This window comes from Leyella stercorea (genome assembly GCF_021531655.1).
In genome coordinates this window covers 1-20,274 of sequence record NZ_JADYUF010000016.1, presented here as the reverse complement: position 1 = coordinate 20,274, position 20,274 = coordinate 1, and the positions used below count along the sequence as shown (strand labels likewise).

General features: G+C 52.7%; 6 protein-coding genes. All 6 read right to left on the bottom strand.

Annotated elements, in window-relative coordinates:
- Positions 1-282: 282 nt before the first annotated feature.
- Complete coding sequence (locus I6E49_RS06215; RefSeq protein WP_235401077.1) at positions 283-13,275, bottom strand: right-handed parallel beta-helix repeat-containing protein; 12,993 nt, start codon at positions 13,273-13,275, stop codon at positions 283-285.
- 15 nt (positions 13,276-13,290) lie between these two features.
- Positions 13,291-14,361, bottom strand: a complete 1,071-nt coding sequence (locus tag I6E49_RS06210; protein WP_235401076.1) for a hypothetical protein — start codon at positions 14,359-14,361, stop codon at positions 13,291-13,293.
- A 29-nt stretch (positions 14,362-14,390) separates the two neighbouring features.
- Entirely contained in the window at positions 14,391-15,398 is a 1,008-nt protein-coding gene (locus I6E49_RS06205; RefSeq protein ID WP_235401075.1) for a FimB/Mfa2 family fimbrial subunit, read from the bottom strand.
- 84 nt (positions 15,399-15,482) lie between these two features.
- The gene (locus I6E49_RS06200) at positions 15,483-17,276 is read right to left on the bottom strand and encodes a hypothetical protein (protein WP_235401074.1); all 1,794 of its coding nucleotides are present in this window, start codon (positions 17,274-17,276) and stop codon (positions 15,483-15,485) included.
- A gap of 298 nt (positions 17,277-17,574) precedes the next feature.
- Positions 17,575-19,002, bottom strand: coding sequence for a hypothetical protein (locus tag I6E49_RS06195; RefSeq protein ID WP_235401073.1), 1,428 nt, complete (start codon positions 19,000-19,002; stop codon positions 17,575-17,577).
- 30 nt (positions 19,003-19,032) lie between these two features.
- Positions 19,033-19,614 carry a DUF3575 domain-containing protein gene (locus I6E49_RS06190; RefSeq protein WP_235401072.1) on the bottom strand — a complete coding sequence of 194 codons (582 nt, stop codon included), beginning with the start codon at positions 19,612-19,614 and terminating at the stop codon, positions 19,033-19,035.
- Positions 19,615-20,274: the final 660 nt, after the last annotated feature.

Genomic DNA, 20,274 nt, shown 5'->3' with positions numbered 1-20,274 from the left:
ATGTTTACATCACTCCAAATATCGGATGAGCCGAAAAGGACTCCTTTTGCACTCTGAAAGGACTCCTTTTACTCTCCAAAAGGACTCCTTTTGCAATCCAAAACGAACCCTTTTGCAACCCAAAAGGACTCCTTTTGAAAAGCGACGGAAATTTAAGGGAAAAGGGAAAAGGGAAAAGGGAAAAATCAATTGGATTTTCTATCCTTCCAAAACAAAAAACGACACGAACCCGAGGTTGCCCCCTTGCTCGTGTCGTCCTTACTAATCATACTTACTAACTATCTATTTCAGTTTGCGCACGCACACCTGCTTGCCCTGTCTTACAACCTCCACTATCACTACGCCTTGCGTTCCTGCCGTCATCGTTACGGCATCGGAAGTGGCTCGTGTCTGGTTGGCTATCATTCCGTTGGGCAGATACAGACGCACGTCGTCGTCAGTCTGAAGTCCCACAATGCGTATGCGGTCGGCTGCCACACGGCTCACATAGATTCTTGAAGCGTCGGCATCGGCAGTCTTGCGGAACGCTATCGAGAAGCGGTTGTTCTGCTCGCCCTTGGCTGTGGCGCTGAAGGTGTAGCTGCCTTCGAGCAGATCTACAGCCTTGCCTGTGCTTGCGTCCTTCAGCAATACTGCCTCATAGTCGGTGGCATCGCATCCTTCGGGCACCTGCATCACGTACATTCCCGCCTCGGGCACGCTGACTCCAATCTGCACTTCGCCCTCTTCGTCGAGTGCGCTGAGCAACGAGTAGCGTCCGCCGTTGCGTTCGGCGTAGATGAGGGGTTGTGTGCCCGACATCCACTTCACGCCGTCGGCTCCCATATCATAGTCGCTGCGAGCCTCGTCGTGAGGCACTGCCTGGAAGGCGAACTCATCTGACACATTGGCTTCAGAAGCCTGACGTGTGGCTGCGTAGGGCGCTATCGCTACTGCCATGCGTGTGGTCGAGGCGTAAGCTTTGCCCGAAACGCCGGTGGATTGTGCCACGCTGAACTTCTCGGATTCTGCAAGTGTAGCGGTCTGGGTGAACACTGCGTCGAACGGAGGGATGTGTCCTGCCTGCTCTGCATCAATAGTGAGATTCATATTGAGCGTCTGCATCTCGCCCGAAGCGTTGAGCCAGTAGGCTATGCGCGGATATTCCATGTCCTTGTAGTTCATCGAGCAGATGTAGGGCGAACCGAAGAGGTTCCATCCCATGTTCTCCTTGTGTGTGAACTTGGCTCCGCCGTCAGCCGGCGACGACCACGGCGAGCGGTTGTTGCTCTGCTGTAGTGTCACGTTGAGATTGTTGCCGGTTATCTGCCACTTCGGATGCTCGTCGAGCTGCTTGCTGTAGAAGCGTGCGGTGAACTTCGTTCGCGCCCCGGCATTGGGCACAAGTGCCAGTCCGATGTAGCTGAGTCGGTCGGCAGGATTCCAAGCTCCGTCATTGGCTTTGTACTTATAGTCGTACTCGGCTCGCTCCTTGGCGTTGTAGGTGTAAGCCTTGAAGCAGTCGGAATTGGTCACATGGTCGACCGTGAACGGCATGTACACATACTGCGACTGTCCGTTCTCGAAGTCACGTTCAACCGCCAGACGCATATATCCGAACCAGTTGTTGTGCGAACGCAGTCCGGCGTGGTGCTCAAGCAGCAGGAATGCTAAGTAAGCATTGGCGTTGTAGTCTGTGCCGGGGTTGGGATAGACACCGTCTTCGATAGCCAGTTCGCGACCGCTGCGCACGTACATCACCGAAGGACAATGCGGATAGTCGGCAGAGTTGATTGTCTTTGTCTCACCATCAACCAAGACGTTCCACGTCTCGAAGCAACCGTTGTCAAGATTATTGCGCAAACGCTTGTTGCCAAGTACGTCGTATGCGTGGCCTACCTTGTCTATACACATATTAGCAGCGGCATATTGTGTTGAGGTTTTAGGCCATCTGTCGAGATTGTCGTTGTCGTCGTCGTTGAGCTGATAGCAACGGTAGCGCAGCGACGAGGGCACATAGCACGTGTGGCTGATTGTGTCGGCTACGCTGACGGTGCCCGTTACTGCCTTGCCACACTTCCATCCCGGTGCCCGATTGGCATAGCTGCCAAGCAGATCGGGCATAAAGCTGAACTTATGTGAGGCATCAGTGCTGACATTCTGGATTGTTCCCTGGCTCGAAACGTTGACTGCTCGAACATCTGAAACGGTGAGCTGTGATATTGCCGAAGGCTTGGCGGTCTGCTCCCAATTGCTGTCGTAGACGAGCGAGTTGTACAGTACGCCCTCGCCCGTACCCGTTACGTTGCACTCAACGAGCGCTCCGCCGAGCAATCCCTTACGCAGTTGGGCTGAAGCCGTTATGTCAAATCCGTCGACTACGGCATCGGCATCAATCGTAAGATTCTTAATCTTCGACATGCTGTATCCGCTTTCGAAGGCTCCATGACGCTTGCCGAGGAGGTCGCTGACCACCTTATTGGCTCCGTCCGTGGTCTCGTCCGATGCTGATTTCTCACCGTTCATGTTGCCATAAACGTGTACACGGTCGAGTTCGAGCTTCAGATTGTCTACACTAACTTTCTGGTCGACAAACACGTAGCTGTCGTCTTCGTTGCGACGCGAGTAGAGTCCGGCAAGGTCAACAGCCGACTGGAGGTCGCCCATCGACTTGTTCCAGCTCTCGCCCGTGTTCTCAGCCGAAGCTATAGGCGTAACGTAGAGTATCTGACGCAGCTGTGCGTCGTGCTCGTAGGCCCCCACATCGACGGCATCGCCTACAAGTCGGCGCTTGTTGGCAAGCTCTACTTCGGTGTCGGGAATGGCTGGTTTGGCTGCCTTTATCTTTGCTTCGTCATAGCCGAGCACCTCCTTCTGATAGTGAGTATTCGAACCTCTATCGAGCAAGAAGAGCGACGGGCGCAGCGTATAGTCCTTTGCTGCGGGATTGGTGAAGTTTGGTCCGTTCATAGCATCGGCATTAGCCGGACCGTTAACGACTCCATCTCGCACCTTGACATCAGCATAATGATAGGCAAACGCCTTATTGTTGCGTGGCAATTCAGAGCCTTCTATGCCAGTAATGTCCGACCAGAACACTCCGCCTGGGGCGTAGATGCTGCCCGCCTTTATCTCGGTGGTTCCGTCGGCAAGCTGCGTCAGGTCGGTCTTGTTGTCCTCGTTCTGCCATGAAACGGAGTTGAATACGCGAGTATCTTTGAGCGAAGCCTCTCCAAACTCAGTTGTTGTAGGACTCGAAGCGATAGCCGGACCAAGGTTTTCGACAAACGTTGCGTTTACAACCGTTGTCTTGCCTGTAGTGACAAGCGCCGCATTGTTGCCCACCTTTGCGGCTTCTCCGGTTTCGTTCTTGATGTTGCTCTTGCACGAATCGCTTGCAAACACCGTATTATATATAAGCACCTTACCCTTATTCTGAGCCACAAACATTCCGCTTCCTACATTCTCACGGAATCCGCCGTTGCGTATCGTGAGCGAGCCTCGGGCATCGTCAACCTGCGCACGCAGTCCGCGACCGTAGTCGTTGCTGAATGTCAATCCCTCGATTGTTACGGGCTTGTGCTTGGTCATTACGTTGAGCAGACTGCCAGCCTTTAGTATCGGCAGCTTGCTCGGAACGATAACGGTCTGCTTGGAGAAGTCCTGCTGAGCCTTGTCACCATGTCCTTCGCCCGTACATGCGCCCTTTATCGTAACCGATTCGCCCCATTCATCGCTTTCACTTGCATACAACGAGAAGGCATTGCCGGCATAAAGTGTCGGCGAGAAGTACTCTCCGCCACGCACATATACGGTACGCTTCTTATATCCATCGCCCGTACTTACGGCACCATCTGGGTTTGCCATTGCGATAATGGCGCTGCGCAGGTCGGACGATTGGTTAGCCCAGTCGCGTCCGTCGCCGTCGCCTTGCTCGGTATTACCGATGTAAACGCCGATGAGTTTACGGAAGTCTATCTTATACTGATACTCATACAGTCCGATATCGATGGTCTTGTCGGCGAGAGTTCCGTCCTCGTTGAGTCCTCCTAGATAACGTGCGTAGTCGGTCCAGTGCGTATCGGAAACAGTGCTATTGCTGTTCATGTTCGACTGACGGCGCAACATATAGCGGCTTATACCATAATCGGCAGCGAAATAAGTGCGTATTGTGTCCGACACAACATTCTTCCAGAAGTCGTAATAAGATCCGGTCTCATTGTTGAAGTTGCCAGAGTTGTCCTTCTTCAACACTCCGTCGCCGGCATCAGTAAGTATTGAGATGCCTGCAGGGTTCCATTGCGACTTGAGGTCGTAGCCATCTACGCCAGCCAATGCGGTCGGTTTGGTAAAGCGCGGACCGTCAATAGCCATGTTGTCGGTGCTGAGTACGATGTTGTCGTTGATGAGTGTGCGTACAACGCTGCCGTCTTCGCGCGTCACATCCGTGTAATCGGTCTTCGGATTGAGATTGACAAAGACGTCGCTGGCTACATGACTCACATTCTTCAAGAACATCTGCTGACTCTTGTCTGCCTTGTTTCCCCATACAACACTGTTGCAAGAGAAGTGCTTACCTTCAAGAATCTTACCGTTCCAGTACATTCCTGCACCCTTAGTAGCCTTGTTTCGGGCTGCTATCGAGTTCATGAAGTGCATTTCGTGATTAGTGGCATCGTTGCCGACATTGAAGTATATGGCTCCACCCATACCGTCGCCTGTGCCGTCGAGCGACGGTTCGGCGCTGTTGTTGACGTAGAGCGAGTTGGCAGTATAGAAACTTCCGTAGGCGTTCTGGTCGTCATAGTTGAAGTGGAGGGCTCCACCCTTGCCTGCTTCCGAACGCATGCGCGAGTCGGCTATAGCTTCGTTGCCTGCCACGAGCGAGCCCAATACAGAGAAATCGGCATCCTTGATGAAGGCGGCACCGCCATGTATGCCTCGATTGTCAATCAGTCGGCAGCGGTTGAGCGTTACGTTTACACCATTACTATATATACCTCCGCCGTGACCAACTTCGTTCAGTAGCTCCTTACCGCTGCTGTCGTCGAAGTCGAGGAACGACGAAGTTGCACCGTGCTGGATGGTTATTCCGTCGAGAACTATGCCCAGCTGCTGGCGCTTCTTTGCCTTGTCGGCTTCCGCATACGTCTTGTCATCGTAGGCATAAACTACGTGATAGGCACGTTCGGACTCATCGTTGAGCAGGTCGCCGGTAAGAATGGTGAGCGAGTTGAACTCCCACGGTTCAATGATATTGTTCAAGTTGCGGTCGACAAAATACGTAGATGTATTCTCCTTCTTGTTGCGTTCGGCGAGAATATCGGTCATCTTGCCATCGGCAACAAACGTGCCAGTAGGCTTGCCAGGGAAGTCTTCATAGACAAGTCCCTTGCCTGTGCAGTAGAGTTCCTTACCCGTAAATCCGCCATAGAGTGCCGTGTTGACCGGAATAGAGAACGAACACATACGCATATCGTTGTCGAGCTTGGTCGAAGTGGTGGTACGTGCCAGCACTGGTACGTAGGTTCCCTTAGCCAGGAGTATCTCGAAGTGGGTGTCGTCAGTAGCCTTTCTGCTTGCACGCATCTTGCGGATGTACTCCAGAGCGTTGCCGAGCGAGTTGAACGGAGTGTAGAACGAGCGTCCCACATACTTCTGCTGAATGTCTGCCGACACCTCGTTGCCGCCGTCGAGCGACACAAACAGTCGGGTGAAGAGTTCGTCGGTAGCAGCCAGGTGTACTGCAAACGCACCCACGGTGAGCTTGTTCTGCAGGTTGCTGACAGCAAATTCAACCGAGCGCATATCGTAGGTTGCCACGTCGAAGCTCTTCTTCCACACGTTGAGCATAGTAGCGTTGTCCGCTCCAGCGTGTATAAGCTGCGAGAAAGGACGCGGAACATACGTGTCGCCCGAACGGAAATAGCGTGTATTCTCGGATGTCATCGAGATGTTGGGGTGGTTCGACTTGATCTTGAAAGTCTCGATGAAGCAATCGTTGAAGGGATATTCGCGACCTGTGGCAGCATTCGTTCCATCTACAGAACCGTAGAGCTTGGTGTCCTCAAAGTCCCTGTCGGAAATGCCACTCAGGTTCTTGTCGGATGCGGCAAAGTTGCCCCACACCACGCAGTTGGCTGCCATAAGCGCTCCTTCTTCAAAGAATACGCCTCCACCTGTATTCTCAGCCGTGTTGCGGACGATTGTTGTCGACATGACATAGGCACGGTTGTCGGGTGTACCCGACTGAGTATCGCCGTTGTCAACATACATACCAGCACCCACACGAGCCTCGTTTTCGTCAATCATAGTGCCGCTCACGATGGCTCCAGGCATAAGATACAGACCTCCGCCACGAACCGCCTTGTTGTGCGAAATGACACAGTTGCGCACATGAGCGTTCTTCGGCACGATGGCAGCACCACCAAAAGCCTTGTGTCCGTCGTTAGTGATTGCCTCGCCGCTGACGATGAAACATCCGTCGATAGTGGCACTGCTGCTCACCGCTTCTTGGCTCCACTTCTGCAAATCGCCGGTTGGCCATGAGCCGAATGTTACGGCGTGATGACCCACAATGCGGTCAACGGTAGAGGTGGCAGGCAACTTGGCTACTGCCGACAGAACCGTACGGCTGTTGGCAAGGGTTCCGTCTGTCAGCTTGCGCCATCCGTCCCACACGTTGCGATTGTCGTCGTACCAGTTGTAGCCTACCAGTTTTATCTTCTTTATAGTTTCAGTACCAGCGGTTTCGCTTACGGTCTGCTGCTCACCCTCGTAATATCCGCCCATCAGCGTCACTCCGTTAGGGATGAGATAGGTGTAGCTCTGAGGGTCGGAAGGGTCGGCAAGGGTGTTGGGATGATATATGAATCCCTCGCTGGAGTTGTTCATATTGTAGCCAGCCACCTTCACAACGAACTTCTTTATTGCGCTTAAATCTCTGTCACCAAACTTCTTCGTGGCGAAGCATTCGCCCGCAACATTGAGCACCTTTTGCAGTTTATCGGCGCAGGCAGCATTCTCCGGATTGCGTCCGGAGTTGTCGCCGTAGCCAGTCTGCGTCACATAGAACACGATAGAGTCGTTGCGTGTTTCGTAAGCGATGTTAGAGTAAGTGTCCGACTCGTATGCTCCGATGTCCACCTTACAGTCCTTGATACGGTCGGAGTAGTCCATATCGGTGAGTGGGAGGTCTACCTTGTGCTCCTCATTGTTCTGGTTGAGGTTGTCGGTACCACCGTTCATACACTTGGTAGAGCTACTCAGACGATAGTCGTTGGTCTTACGGGCATTGTCACCGGCTTCAAACGGGTTGCAAGAAGACTCCTCGCTACCTTTATATATAATGTTGCCGTTGGCTGAAGAATAAAGTTTCTCGTCGGCATTGCTAACACCGCTCTCGTTCCACACACCCGCCGTGCTGTTTGTACCGCCTATAAGGAAGCAGTTGTGGGCAGGTTTGAATGTGCCGACGCTTGTCGACGACACTTGAGGATTGTCGGGGAAGTCAGTACTCTTGTTGCCGTAGACGATACAATTGTAAAGCGACAGCTCTGACGACACACCGGTGGCGTTGCCAGCCGATGCCCACTGCTCTATGCCGGCACCGTTTCGGCGTGAAGAATTGTATGCTACAGTGTTGTTGTAGAACTTGGCGTTCTCGATGAAGATGCCTCCACCGCTGCCCGACGGTGTCAGATGGCTTACCACACGATTGTTAGCCACGACCATATTGTAGCCCGTGCCCACAATCATATAGGCACCGCCACCGTAGTCATCATTATCGCCAAAGCCTCCAGTTCGGTTATACACACCTGCACCAACATATCCGTCCGACCAATTGCTCATCGTTTTGGCATTGTAGTCGGTAGTGAGGTTGTTGAGCACGAAACTGTTGGATATTGTCGAGTTGGCACCATCCATATACAGTCCGCCTCCACGTGTACGGTAGCCGTGTGTGAGGTTGTTGGTGATGATGAGGTTTTCGAGTTTAACGCCATGGAACACGCGCACACCTGCACCACCGTCACGGTTAGCCATATAATTAATAATGTAGCCATGACGAACGGTGAATCCGTCCCACTTCACATCTTCGTATTCCTTATAAACGCTCGGTTTGTTGCCACCGACATAGTTCTTCCAGTAGTATTTGCCAGTTTCGTAGCAGCGATACTCGTTGCCATTGTATGCACTGTTATTGCCATCGCCTGCCACATGCCAGGTTGTCACACACACGTCAGGCTGATACAGTACATAGTGTCGTTGGCACATGCCTGTAGCACCATTGGTAGCGTCTGCGGCACATTCATTTACAATTTTTTCAGCAAAAGAGGATATGTCAAGATTGTCACTTGTACTACCTTTCACTGGTGATTCCTTGCGTATCTGAAGTATTGTCTCGTAGTCGGACTTAGTGCGTGATGCGTCTGCCAAACGAGCCGGAACGTACTGCGAGAGCAGCGGTTTGCGCTCCTGTTCGCCTGGTGTTCCTTCCTTGGGGAAGCCTCCATACACCTTCACTCCATTGCGGATTACAAAGCCCTTGTAGTCGGTATATACTCCGGCACCTACCCATACAACCTTAGGCTCGAATCCTGCATCGTTCTTGTGCAGGGCGTTGTACTTGGCGGCTATTTCCACTGCCAACTGCAAACCGCTGATGTATCGTTCCTTGCGGTCGTTGTTGATACTGTTATAGTTGCCAGTTGAAGATGCCCAGTCCCACTGGTTGGTATTGCCTTGATAATACTTGTCCCACGCTTTCCTGCCAGCATCAGTATTTTGATAATTACGAGTCCAGTCAGGCACAAGGAAGCGTGTATAATGTCCCGACGCCGGACCATAATAGGGTTCGGTGCGTACTGGAGTAGTGGTTTTGCCGAGATACGTTGAGTAGTTTAAGTTATTATACGTAGCAGCAAGCATCATGCCATTCTCAAGCACATATATGGAATTGTCAAGCTTGTCCATATTGAGTGTGTCGCACATGGCATTGCCATGAATGGCAGTATCCCACGACTTTCCGTTGTAAACCACGCCGGGATTGTTCTTAAGCAGGCTGAAGTCGGGCTTTCCGTCGGTCTCGTCAAGCACCTCGGTGTTGTCCTTTGGTGCCACGGTGTTGTACGAACGCACGTAAATCACGCTACCCGACTTAGGCAGCAGAGCCTCAACAGCGCCCAAGTCGGGTGCTCCACCGAGGTCGCGCTCATCGTTATAGATGTCGACTGACATATCGTCAGCGTTGGCAGCAGCCTTGTTGATGACCACCTGCATATCCTCCGAACTGGTGAGCGGACGATAGTCGGCATTGCCGCCATAATAAACGTTGCCCGACTCGGCTGCACCACAGTTGACAGAGGGGTTGGAGAAGTTGGCAGCTCCGTCCTTACCCAATGATGCAATGTTAGATAATGTGTTGTTGCAATATGTTGTCACCGTGCCGGCAGGATACTGATTGCCAAGAGCATACGATGTGCGGGCATTGCGATTGAGCACGGAGTCTTGCGGAGCCCACGCTATGTTGTTGACAATGGTGACATGATTGAACTCAATATCCTTTGGCGTAATGCTCAAAAGCCACGGATCGTCGCTTGCAGCCTTTTCCTGCGACTCTACCACAGTGTTGTTGTTGATAACGCAGTTGCGCATCACAAGCTTCACGTTGTCAGCCAATGTGGTGGCTCCCACAGCCGGACCTGTATAGGCACGGTTGTTCTCGATGATGCAGTTGTCCATCTGTACACGTGCTCCATTGAACAGAAGCACACCTGCACCGGTGTGTATTGTAGAGTTCTCGGTAGCGTTGCCGCCTGTCACGGCAACTCCGTCGAACGTCACGTCGGCACCATTCTGCACGCGCACCGTATGATACGAGTGGCCGCTGAGCGCTCCGATAGTATAGCGTCCATCAAACTCGGTGCGGTGGTTCTTTATGTCGCGGTCGGCATCGGTAGGCTTAGCGTTGGCTGAAGCCGAAGGATAGCCGCCCACGATGCGCAGCGGACAGTCCATACGCGGAATACGGTGAGACACGGATCTGGCGTCGTTGTTGTCGTAAGAGTATTCGGGCTGGATGTCGCCCTCGCGCAGACAGATCTCGAATATGGTATTGTCGGGATTGAGCGTGATGCTATTTTGTCCTGGATAAGCATCAGGTGTCTCCACGTTAAGTGTATTGAACGACTTTGTAACTGGCAACGTGAAGTTCTCGAAGAAGACGAGTGCCTCGTGCAGCGACGGTGCATTGTTGCTCCATGACGAGCCGTCGCCGTCAGCCTTAGAGCCATTGGGGTCGACATACAGACGCACAACGTCCTTGCCGTCGCGACGCAACAGAGCCGGACGGAATTTGACTACGTCGGAGTAGTAGGCTCCGATGGTATAGGAATTGAATATTTCGCCGATGATGTCGGCAGCGGGACGGAACAGCAGTTCGGCATCAAACATATACTGGGGCAGTCCTGACGAGCGCAGCGAAGCGCCGTTCTTTGTGGGCCAGTAGTAGTCGATTGTGTTCCACGACGACTGCAATCCGATACAGTCGATTATCTGATCCCATGAGCCGTACTGCTCAGCACCCACGTCGTTGAGCTTGAATACGCAGTCAGCGGCATTGGCTCCGAGTGATATTGTGCCCGACTGGTAGACGTTGTTCCACACTGCCGAGTTGGGCGATGAGAGTGCATTGTTGTAGAACCGCACGTTGGCGGCAGTGGCATTGGAGGCATATATCTGTGCCTGCTGGGTTGCCGAACTTGCCAGAGAGCCCTCCGGGCGCTTGATGACGTTGTTCCAGATGATGTTGTTTACGGCATAACAGTAGCCGTTGACGTACACTCCACCCGTGTGCGAAGCGTTATCGTCCGACTCGTCGGTAGAGGTTGAGGTGTAGTTGTTGACAATGGTGTTGTGTATGAGATTGCCCGACTGGTCGGCATAGACGGCACCGTTGGCGGTGTTCTCGTTGTTGGCTACTACCGACAGGGCGAGTATGGCATGGTCAGCCACCTTGCCCTTCTTCATGTACACGCCTCCGCCATTGCGCGCCTTGTTGTTGGCTATGATGCAGCGCGACACGATGCCGAAGCCGTCGATGTAGACTCCGCCACCGTCGCCCGATGCGTTCACATTATTATATATAAGGCATTTCTCGACACGTCCGCCACCATTGTACACGGCAGCGCCTCGTCCTGCAGCATAGCAGTAGCGCACCACGCAGTCGCGCAGTATGGCATTCTCGCCCATAAGCACTCCGGCTCCGTCGTTGGGCAGATAGCCTTCGCTGACCGAACCGGATTCGACGGTGTGTCTGCCACCCTCGATGGTGACACCGTCGAGCACTGTCTCCTTGTCGAACATTGCCACCTTATTGTCAGACGTACCCACTCCATTGGCTGCAATGGGTGCAAACCATACCACATGATACGATCCGCTGCTGAATACCCACTCGCCCTTGGTGCTGTTCCATACGGGAACTGTGCAGGAATGGCCCTGGAATATGGTGCGATACTCTTCGTGGAACTTCCATGTATATTGAGAATCGCGGTTGGGTTGGTCATCGTCAGAACCGTCGTAATAGCCGTCGCGCTGGTCGATCGAGGTCTCCGTGCCACGGAATCCGCCAAAGACGTTGATGCCGCTGTGCATGAGGAATGCCACGGGGCTGTTGGTGTCTTCGGTGATATGGGCGCTGGGGGCGTATGTTCCGGCTGCCACCCACACCTCGCCACGCTGGCCTGTGCCGTCGTTGAGGGCGTCGATGGCTTTCTGGGGTGATGCGTAGGCAGTGGCCCAAGTAAGTCCGTCGTTGTCGTCGTTGCCTCCATTGGCTGCTGTCTTGACGTAACGACGGCGCGAAGCGGGCACCTTGGTATAGGCGTAGGCACCTATATCGATGGTGGTAGTATTGTTGTCGGCGGTGCCGAAACGGTTGTCGGCACTGAGCGCACGGTCGCCCCAAGTGGCAGATTTATACTGTGTAGGGTCGCCTTTGGCAATGAGTGCCGAACCGTAGTCAATGGCATACGACCACTTGGGATAATCGGTAGTGGTCCAGATGTAGCTACGGTCGTATCTGGCAGATGTAACCGGATCCTTGAAGTTGGGCGTTGCGCCGTCAGCTGCATTGTTGCTCTCTTCAAGAACTACGTTGGTGTCGTCGCCGGGGTTTGCCTCGCCACGGTGTGTATAGTATGCGCCATGACTGAAATGGGGCGCAGGCGAATACTTGTTGAGTCGGTGATTGCCCCAGACGATGGTGTTGTAGACGGTGAGCTTGTTATTTTTGTCAGGCGACACGTGGTCGATACCGGCGCTGTTGTTGCGCGAAATGGTATTGTTGACAACGGTAGTGGCTTCCGACACACGCATACCACCGTTGATGTTGCAGTAGACGAGGTTGTTGACGATGTCTGCCCTACCCTCTGCCCAGAGTCCGCCTCCAAGGTTGTCGTCGGCTCCTCGTGTGCCTGCCACGTTGTTGAAGAGGGTGTTGTAGCGTATGTAGGCACGTCGGTTGGCGTTGGGCTTGACGTTGGCTGCCACGTATATGGCGCCGCCACGCTCTGCGTAGTTATTGGTGAAGAAGCAGCGCGACACGTCATAACCGCGCTCGCCGGTGTTGTTGTCGGCTGTGCCGGCATCGGTGATGTACACTCCGCCACCGTAAGAATCGTCCGAATCCGACGCATTGCCGCCCACAATATAGAATCCGTTGAGCACAGTGGGGTCGTTGCCGGCATTGGGATTGACGGCAGTAGGGGCAAGACTCATCGTCACAACGTGACGGGCGTTGTCCTTGCGAGTAGAGTTCTGCGGAAAGAGCAGCCACGTGTCAGACACGGTGTCGTTGCAGTCGATGTCGGCAGTGAGCACCGAACGGTACTTCATGTGCGAGAGGTCGCTGCCGACACAGCCGCGTGGGTCATTGGCTTGGGTGTCGAGATTGTCGGGACTGATCTCGGTCTCGTTGCCTGCAAAACCTCCATACATGCGCACACCCGACGGCAGGACAAAGCCCTTGGGGTCGGGTACGGTGTAGTAGAAGTCTTCGCCGGTGGCTTCACCGGCTGTGTAGCCCTTGGCAAAGATGCAGTCGCCTGCCTTAACCTTTGCCAATGCCTGCTGCAGAGATATAGCCTTGTCCCACGAAGAGCCGTCGGCTGTGCCTTCTGGCGTAGCCGTAGTGAGGTCGTGAGGTGCCTTGACGTAGTAATTGGTCTGCGCATTGAGCGCAAGCGGCATTGCCATGAGGGCTGCCGCTGCCATTACATTCTGTATAAATCGAAGCATATATTAGAATGATATTTAGTTCGTACCCTGTGTTTGGGTGATGTTCCATGTGAATTCCTTATTGGCAGAAATGCCGCTCACTGTGGCGTTGATCTTGTACCAAGTGGCTGCCTGGGGCTGGCTGCTGAAGTTGACGGTGACGGCAGACTGCTTCGTCGTGCCGTCGGCGACTCCCTTCACGTCGAAGGTGAGCTTGGGCTTTGTGCCTACTGCCTTCTGCGACTCGGGGAAGACGTAGTGATAGGCACGGCCGTTGCGCTGGCTTATCTCGCTGGTGTTGAGGAATGCGGTGCTGCCACCTACCGCTTCGGTAGACGTGGCGAGTTCGGGGAAGAGACGACCGTAGCCTGCGCCAGTGACCGAAGGATTGGAGGTGTACTTGAATCCCGTAACGTAGGCACGCAACTGGCTGCCTGTGAATGCCGAAGCGGCATCCCACTGCACGTCTATCTTGCATGCCAAGCGCACGAGCCGAAGCACGGGCACGTTGTAGGGCGACTCTGCCGAAGCTGCGGCATTGGTTATGTCGATTGTGCCCTGACGGGTTTTGTCTTTCAAATCACGATAGTAGCCCGTGGCAACGCTTAGGAACTTGGACGTGGCATCGGCACTGCCTGCGGCGTAGGAGTTGGAAATCAACAGATTGTCAACTGCCTCCTTCGATGTGCATTGTTGCAGACCCCGGTATATGTCGTAATCGGTTGCGTCGGAGCTGTAGGCTATGCCGTAGCAATAAACCACTCCGGGCATAAGCTGAATGGTGTAGTAGCGCACATTGTCGTTGTCGTTGTAGCGTTCGAGTTGGTTGAACTGCGTGCGCGTTATGCGGTCGACTATCACAGTATTGGCACCTGCCTCGTCACTCTTGTAGACAAAGGCGAGCAGGAAGGTGTCCCACAAGTCGGCCTCGCCCGTTGAGGTGCCGGGGTCGGCAATGCGCGACGACGGAGCTTTGGGTGCCTGAACAAGCATGCGCAGCACCACCTTAGGCTTTGTGGAGGGCGACGGCTCGTCGCCACTGCTGCCGCATGAGGCGAGCAGGATGAGCGTGGCTATGAGTGTAAAGAAATAGTCTATGCGTTTCATTTGTATACGGTTTGTGTTGAAGGGAATTGTCAGATGTCGATATTGTGGTCGCCTCCGGGTTTCCAGTCGAGCTCGACGCTGGCACCTACATTGTGCAGATTGGGCACCACTTCGCCTCGGTTGTTTATCTTGCACTTGATGATGCGCAGCTCGCCTGCCCGTAGCGGCTCCTGAACGTAGAGCGTGGTCTTGGTGTAACGGCCCGCCATGCGCACCACTATGCCTATGCGCCATGTGGCGGTCTGGCTGATGCCGTCGGCTGAGGTGTAGGTTTGGGCTGCCATTGGCGACGGCATGGATGCGGCATAGAGCGCATACTGTCCGCCGGCACTGACGGGTGTGGAGCGCACAACGGTGTGGCGTGCGAAGTGATAGGTGCTGTCGCTGACGCTGAATTCGGTTGCCATGTCGTCGACATAGCCCGAAAGGCTCTGCACGACGTTGGTGCCGGGGTCGAGAACGAGGCACGAAGCGCAGTTCTGCATGTAGAGGTCGGCATGATAGGACTGGCTCTGGTCGTCAAGTGTCATGTCGAGTCGCGACGTGAAGAGTGGATGGGTGTGGGTGTCGATGGTGTCGGACGGGGTCTGGCTGAGCGTCAGCGCAGATGACGAAGCGGCTCCGTCGACAGCCACAAACGGCTCGGCTGCGGCATTGGCGAGTGCCAGGTTGCGGTAGTCGAGTTTCTTGAGATAGAGGGTGTACTGGGCATGCGAGGCATTGATGTCGTGCTGCTCGTGCTGCACGACGTTGCCCGTAGCGCTGTCGAAGAAGGAGAGGTCGAGGTCGGCGGCGGTAGATGCAAACACCCGATTGAGCGGTGCGAGCAACTGTGCCGAGAGTTGCTGCTCGGCAGGGGTAGTGAGGTGGCGCTGCAGAATGGCAGGCACGTCGGTGAGCTGGCGCACGGTGTAGTCGACGGTGTAGTTCTTGCCACACTGTGTCAGGTCCTCGTCTATGCACGAAGTGAGGCATGCCGTGGCAATGGCTGTTGCCGCGACAAGCCTCACGCCGTGTCGTAATGTCAATATAATCATGTACGTGTAGTGTTAAAATAGTGAGCGGCAGCCTGATCAAGGGCTGCCGCCCTATGGGGTGCCAGACTGTTGCTGGCTGCGGTTTTAGTCGATGTTTACATCAAACTGGAGACCTGCCTGCCAGTCAAGGTCAACCGAGAGACCGAGCTGGAGCTTTGTTGAACGCAGGTCGGGGATTGTGTTGTAAGCGCTCTTGAGCGAAGTGATAGTCAGATTCATTGTGGTCATGTAGTCGCTCATGAATACTGCGGGGTTGGCAACGCCTTCTATAGTCTTGGCATCAGGATTGAGCTGACCTACAAGATAGAACTTGCCACCGTCAGGGATAATGCCGTCTGCACCACGGAAGGCTACGCCAGAGTTGTTGGTCAACTCAATTGCTACGTTAACCTTTTCCTGCTTTGCAACGCCACGACCCTTGTCGTTAGGCAGAACGATGGTGTAGTTGGTTGTGGTAGACTCAGCGTTCTTGGCTACAATACCAGTAAGATTTTTGTCGTAGATAGTATAATCGAATTTGTCGTCAGATGGCTGGAAGTTGAAGCCTACCTTTGTGGGCTGACCGCCAATAAGCAGACCAGTAACGGTGAAGCCTTCAGTTGGAACGGTTACTGTACCTGTGAACTCATTGGGCTCAGATACTTTAAGACCCACATTGTCTGCCAATGTCTCAGCACCACATTTTACGGTAGTAGCGAGGTTGGCAACTCCGTAGTTGATGTTCTGACGCATTGCGATAGAGCGTGTTGTGGGCTGAACAGAGGCTGTCCAACCAGCAGCACCGTCCTTCAACCAAGGAGCAACTGTATTGCTTGTCCAATCAGAAGTAGTCTTAGGCCATGCTGTATTATCAAGCTCTGCAGCAGTAGCTGCAAGGTCGCTGCTCTGGAAATAATAGATAGATGCAGGGAAGCAAATCTTGGCAGCATCAAGTTGCTGAATACCAGTGAGATCAGACTTACCTGCATAAGAGAATGTCTTTGTTTCTTTTGCGTATGACAACTGCACTGCTCCATCAGGGAGGTTGATGTTGTTAGGATAAGTGTTTGCTGTTGTAATGGCAAATGTCTTGTTTGTTTGTTCAGTAACAGTAAATACGTTATCTGTCTTTATTGCTGTACGGATATTGTTAGCGATTGTCTTAGCATCAGCGTCACTACCTGTTGTCACACCACCAAGAGCGTTGTAGAGATCCTGGAGTGCAAGGCGAATGCTGTTGGCAGAACCAGCCTTAAGGGTAATGAAGTTCTTGTAGAGTTTGCCAAGTTCTGTAGTTTCAGCAACGGTTGACCAATTTTCTACTCCTGCAACAGCGTTGAGAACTGCAAGAAGCTTGTCTGCCGAACCATTGTCAGTACCCTTAACACCTACCAAAGCTGCCGAGATATCATTTGTAGCGGTAGCATTGTCTGTGCCAGCTGCAAAATTGAGCACACCCTTTGTGAAGTTATCGGCATTTGTAACGTCTGTTGTTCCCTGCGGAGCGTGAGCATAGAAGAGGAAGTGTGTAGTTCCTACGGGTACAGATACGTCGCTGTAGATCTTTGACGAAGCTGTTTCTGAAATGCCAGGAGCGATGTTGGCAAGGGTGAATGTGGCAGTACTTGTAGAAGAGGCGGTCGGTTCTCCCTTGAAAGAGTACATGCGGATGTCCTCCATTCCAAGGAAATTCTGTGTAGCCTGTGCGTTGTCACCGCTCATACGTGTGCCTCCGTTGGCGCGCGGAATGTTAAGGGCGAACTGGGTTTTCACTGCCTTTGTTTCGCCGGGGTTTGTTGTGGAGTCATTGCCGAGGTCGTCTGACGAGCACGATGACATCACACCAAGTCCTGCAAGGGCTACTGTGCCCATGAGGAAAAAGCTGCTTAGTTTTTTCATAAAAATGAACGTTTTTGTTAATGTAGATGCGTTGGTTTTCAAGCCCCGTACGTTGGGGTTTCAAGCCTTTTTAGTTGTGTTCTGCAAAAGGAGTCGTTTTGCATTGCAAAAGTTGTCCTTTTGCTCACCAAAAGGACTCGTTTTGCGGTCCAAAAGGAGTCCTTTAGCACCTCAAAAGGAGTCCTTTTGAAATGCCGCAGGATTGCCTCCTCGTAAGCGGTTGATTATCAACGCATTTACGATGTTTGTTTATAATGTTTTAATTCTCTTGTCGTATTACACGTTACGTTTTCTTGTTTTACTGTTCGGCACGCTGTATTGCCTCCCATTGGCGCAGGTTGTCCTGTGCCTCGGCGTTGCCATCGGCGGCAGCGCGACGTATGTATTCCATGCCTTCGGTACGGTTGCCCGTCATGTAGAGAGCCACGCCAAGGGCGTTGTATGCCCGGCGGTCGGTGCTGACTGTGCGCAACTGCTGCAGAGCCTCGGCATACTGTGAGCGGTTGATAAGCTCGGTAGCGCGGTTGATGGTGGCTGCTGCGGTGTCGGGCACATAATCGTAGTAGATGCGCAGATAACCTGAGTTGCGCTGGTCGGCAAGCACCTTGTCGCGCAAGAAGCTATATGGCTTTCCTCCGCGTAGTGTCTTCAGCTTAAGCTCACGCTTGTTGACATCGCTCTCGGTGTCGATAATGCGAAGCATCTCGTCGCGACCGTCAAACTGAAGGTCTTCTATCTGCGAGCGCAACTCGGTCCATGCCTCGCCTCCATTGGCTACGTCGAACATCGAGTCGGCTATCTTCACACGCTGCTGTATGTACTTCTTGAGCGCAGCTCCACGCGAGGCGGCAAGCTGCTCGTTGTGCTTGACGGGGCCTTCTACCGACGCAAGTCCTATTATCTGAATCACACGAACGTTGGATGTGGTGTCGGCAAGTATCTGGCGGGTTATGTCTACGATGCGGTCGAGCGTGGCGGCATTGTTGCGGAAGTCGTGACGCAGCGTTGACTTGTCAAGATCGAAGTGTACGTAGAGCGCTCCCTCTTCCTTGCGGAGTATGCGGTCCTTGGTGTAGGGACGATACTGGCTGTAAGGACGGAGCAGCGGATTGGTCTTCTCGAGTTCGCCTGCCTTGCCGGTGTTGTCGGGCACGAGGCTCAACTGGGGCACGAAGGGCGGAACGTAGCGCAGGGACGCAAGGGTGGACGGGGCGAGACGGTCGGTTGAACAGCAGCCGTCTTGCTCGCGAAGCACGTCGAGCGTCACACGGTTCTGCCACAGCCACGGATACTGGCTGCGCAATATGGCTACGTCGTAATGCACGGTGTCGCCAAGCATCACCTCGTTGCGGGCTCGCTGCATGGTGCTGCGGGGCGACGAATTCAAGCGGCGCATCATACGGTCGGACGTGGTTGGGGCGAAATGACGCTCGCGTTCGACATATCGCATGTTGCGACGACCACGAAACACGGAGTTCTGAAGGGTGATGGTGTCGCCCGTGGCACTGCCCAATCGGGGCATCGCCCATATTGCATAGTTGCTGCCGCTGCCATTGCGCGACTCGCTAAGGGCAAACGAAAGATGCAGCGTGTCGGCTGTCCATCGCATGTTGATGCCTGGAGCGGATGCGGTGGGATTGACAGCTGGAATTGCTGTGCGGGCTGCAGTGGGCATTACTATGCCCAACGACAGCAGCGACATCATTAAATATATAAAGGTGTTCATATAATGATTATGTGTTAGACGTAAAGCGGATTACTTGATATTATATACAAGCGAGATGGCTGCTTTGGTTGGCATAAACAATGTTTTGGTGTCGCTGCCTACCTTAGAACCGCATGTGGCACACTCATATTTCTCGTATTTCGTTATGCCTACGCCTACTCCAACCTCTGCCTCTATGCTCCAATGGTTGCCAGGCAACATCCATGAGTAGCCATATCCGAAGCCCAAAGCTCCAAGGTCGCCCTGGTAACGATAGTTGCGCAGGTCCTTGAAGATGCCTAACGGCAACTTGATGCCACCTATATTATAATGTGAATATACGAGATGCATGCCGAAGAAATGACCGGCATAGGGCGAACACAACCAATAACGTGCCTCGGGTTGCACAGCAATATGGCGCAACTTCTTGTTATCGGAAAAGGTGAAAGGATTGTATCCGGCAGATAACTCGGCAGTCCACTTCCGCCCTATCTTGGTCTCAAGTGCAAGATTGGGAGTGGTAGTGGCCCAATAAAGTGCATTGGTCTTCACCACAGTATGTTGTCCGAAAGCGCTTGCTGCAAACAATAAACACACAGCAAGTAATACTAACTTATACCTATGATTTTTCATATTCTTATCACAAGGGACTGAAAAAAGTCCAACATTTAACACGTTTCATTGCAAAGGTACATATTTATAATATACTACAATTCTACAGCTATAGAATATTAGTATATATTTGCGTTTACCTTCCCTTTTTTACAACGCTTAACATTTATATGATTATTATAATTCTCCATTCACTTTCATAACTTCCGACACAGAAGATTGTTAAAGAAGAATGTAAGAAATTGGACCATTTTGAACTTAACTTATATTAAGTAAAATAATGAGTAGTTTCCGTAATAAACAGAACAATTATAGAGAAGAATCACACCGTCAAAGCAACAAATATGCACTAAAACAACAAATAGTAAAAACATAATCTGATGCTCAAACACTTCATATTCGTGCTTCTATTGCAAATATCCTGCACATCAGGCATTATACGTGAATAAGCGTAGCAACTATATGGAGAATATGGCGTATAAAGTCTAAGCAGCACGCCACGAAGGGGCAGAAGCACATAGGAGAGTGTGTGTCAAAACTCAAACAAAACGGGCTGAACCAACGGTCACCGGCGCATAGCGGAAAGGTAAAGCCCAAAAAGCACATAGGAGGGTGTGTCAAAACTCCCAATATAAATAAAAAAAAACTCGTTGTACGTTCTTGTGTGGATGTACAACGAGT

Coding starts and splice junctions, on each gene's coding strand:
- I6E49_RS06195 (WP_235401073.1), bottom strand. CDS start 19,002: ATGAACACCTTTATATATTTAATGATGTCGCTGCTGTCGTTGGGCATA.
- I6E49_RS06210 (WP_235401076.1), bottom strand. CDS start 14,361: ATGAAACGCATAGACTATTTCTTTACACTCATAGCCACGCTCATCCTG.
- I6E49_RS06200 (WP_235401074.1), bottom strand. CDS start 17,276: ATGAAAAAACTAAGCAGCTTTTTCCTCATGGGCACAGTAGCCCTTGCA.
- I6E49_RS06205 (WP_235401075.1), bottom strand. CDS start 15,398: ATGATTATATTGACATTACGACACGGCGTGAGGCTTGTCGCGGCAACA.
- I6E49_RS06215 (WP_235401077.1), bottom strand. CDS start 13,275: ATGCTTCGATTTATACAGAATGTAATGGCAGCGGCAGCCCTCATGGCA.
- I6E49_RS06190 (WP_235401072.1), bottom strand. CDS start 19,614: ATGAAAAATCATAGGTATAAGTTAGTATTACTTGCTGTGTGTTTATTG.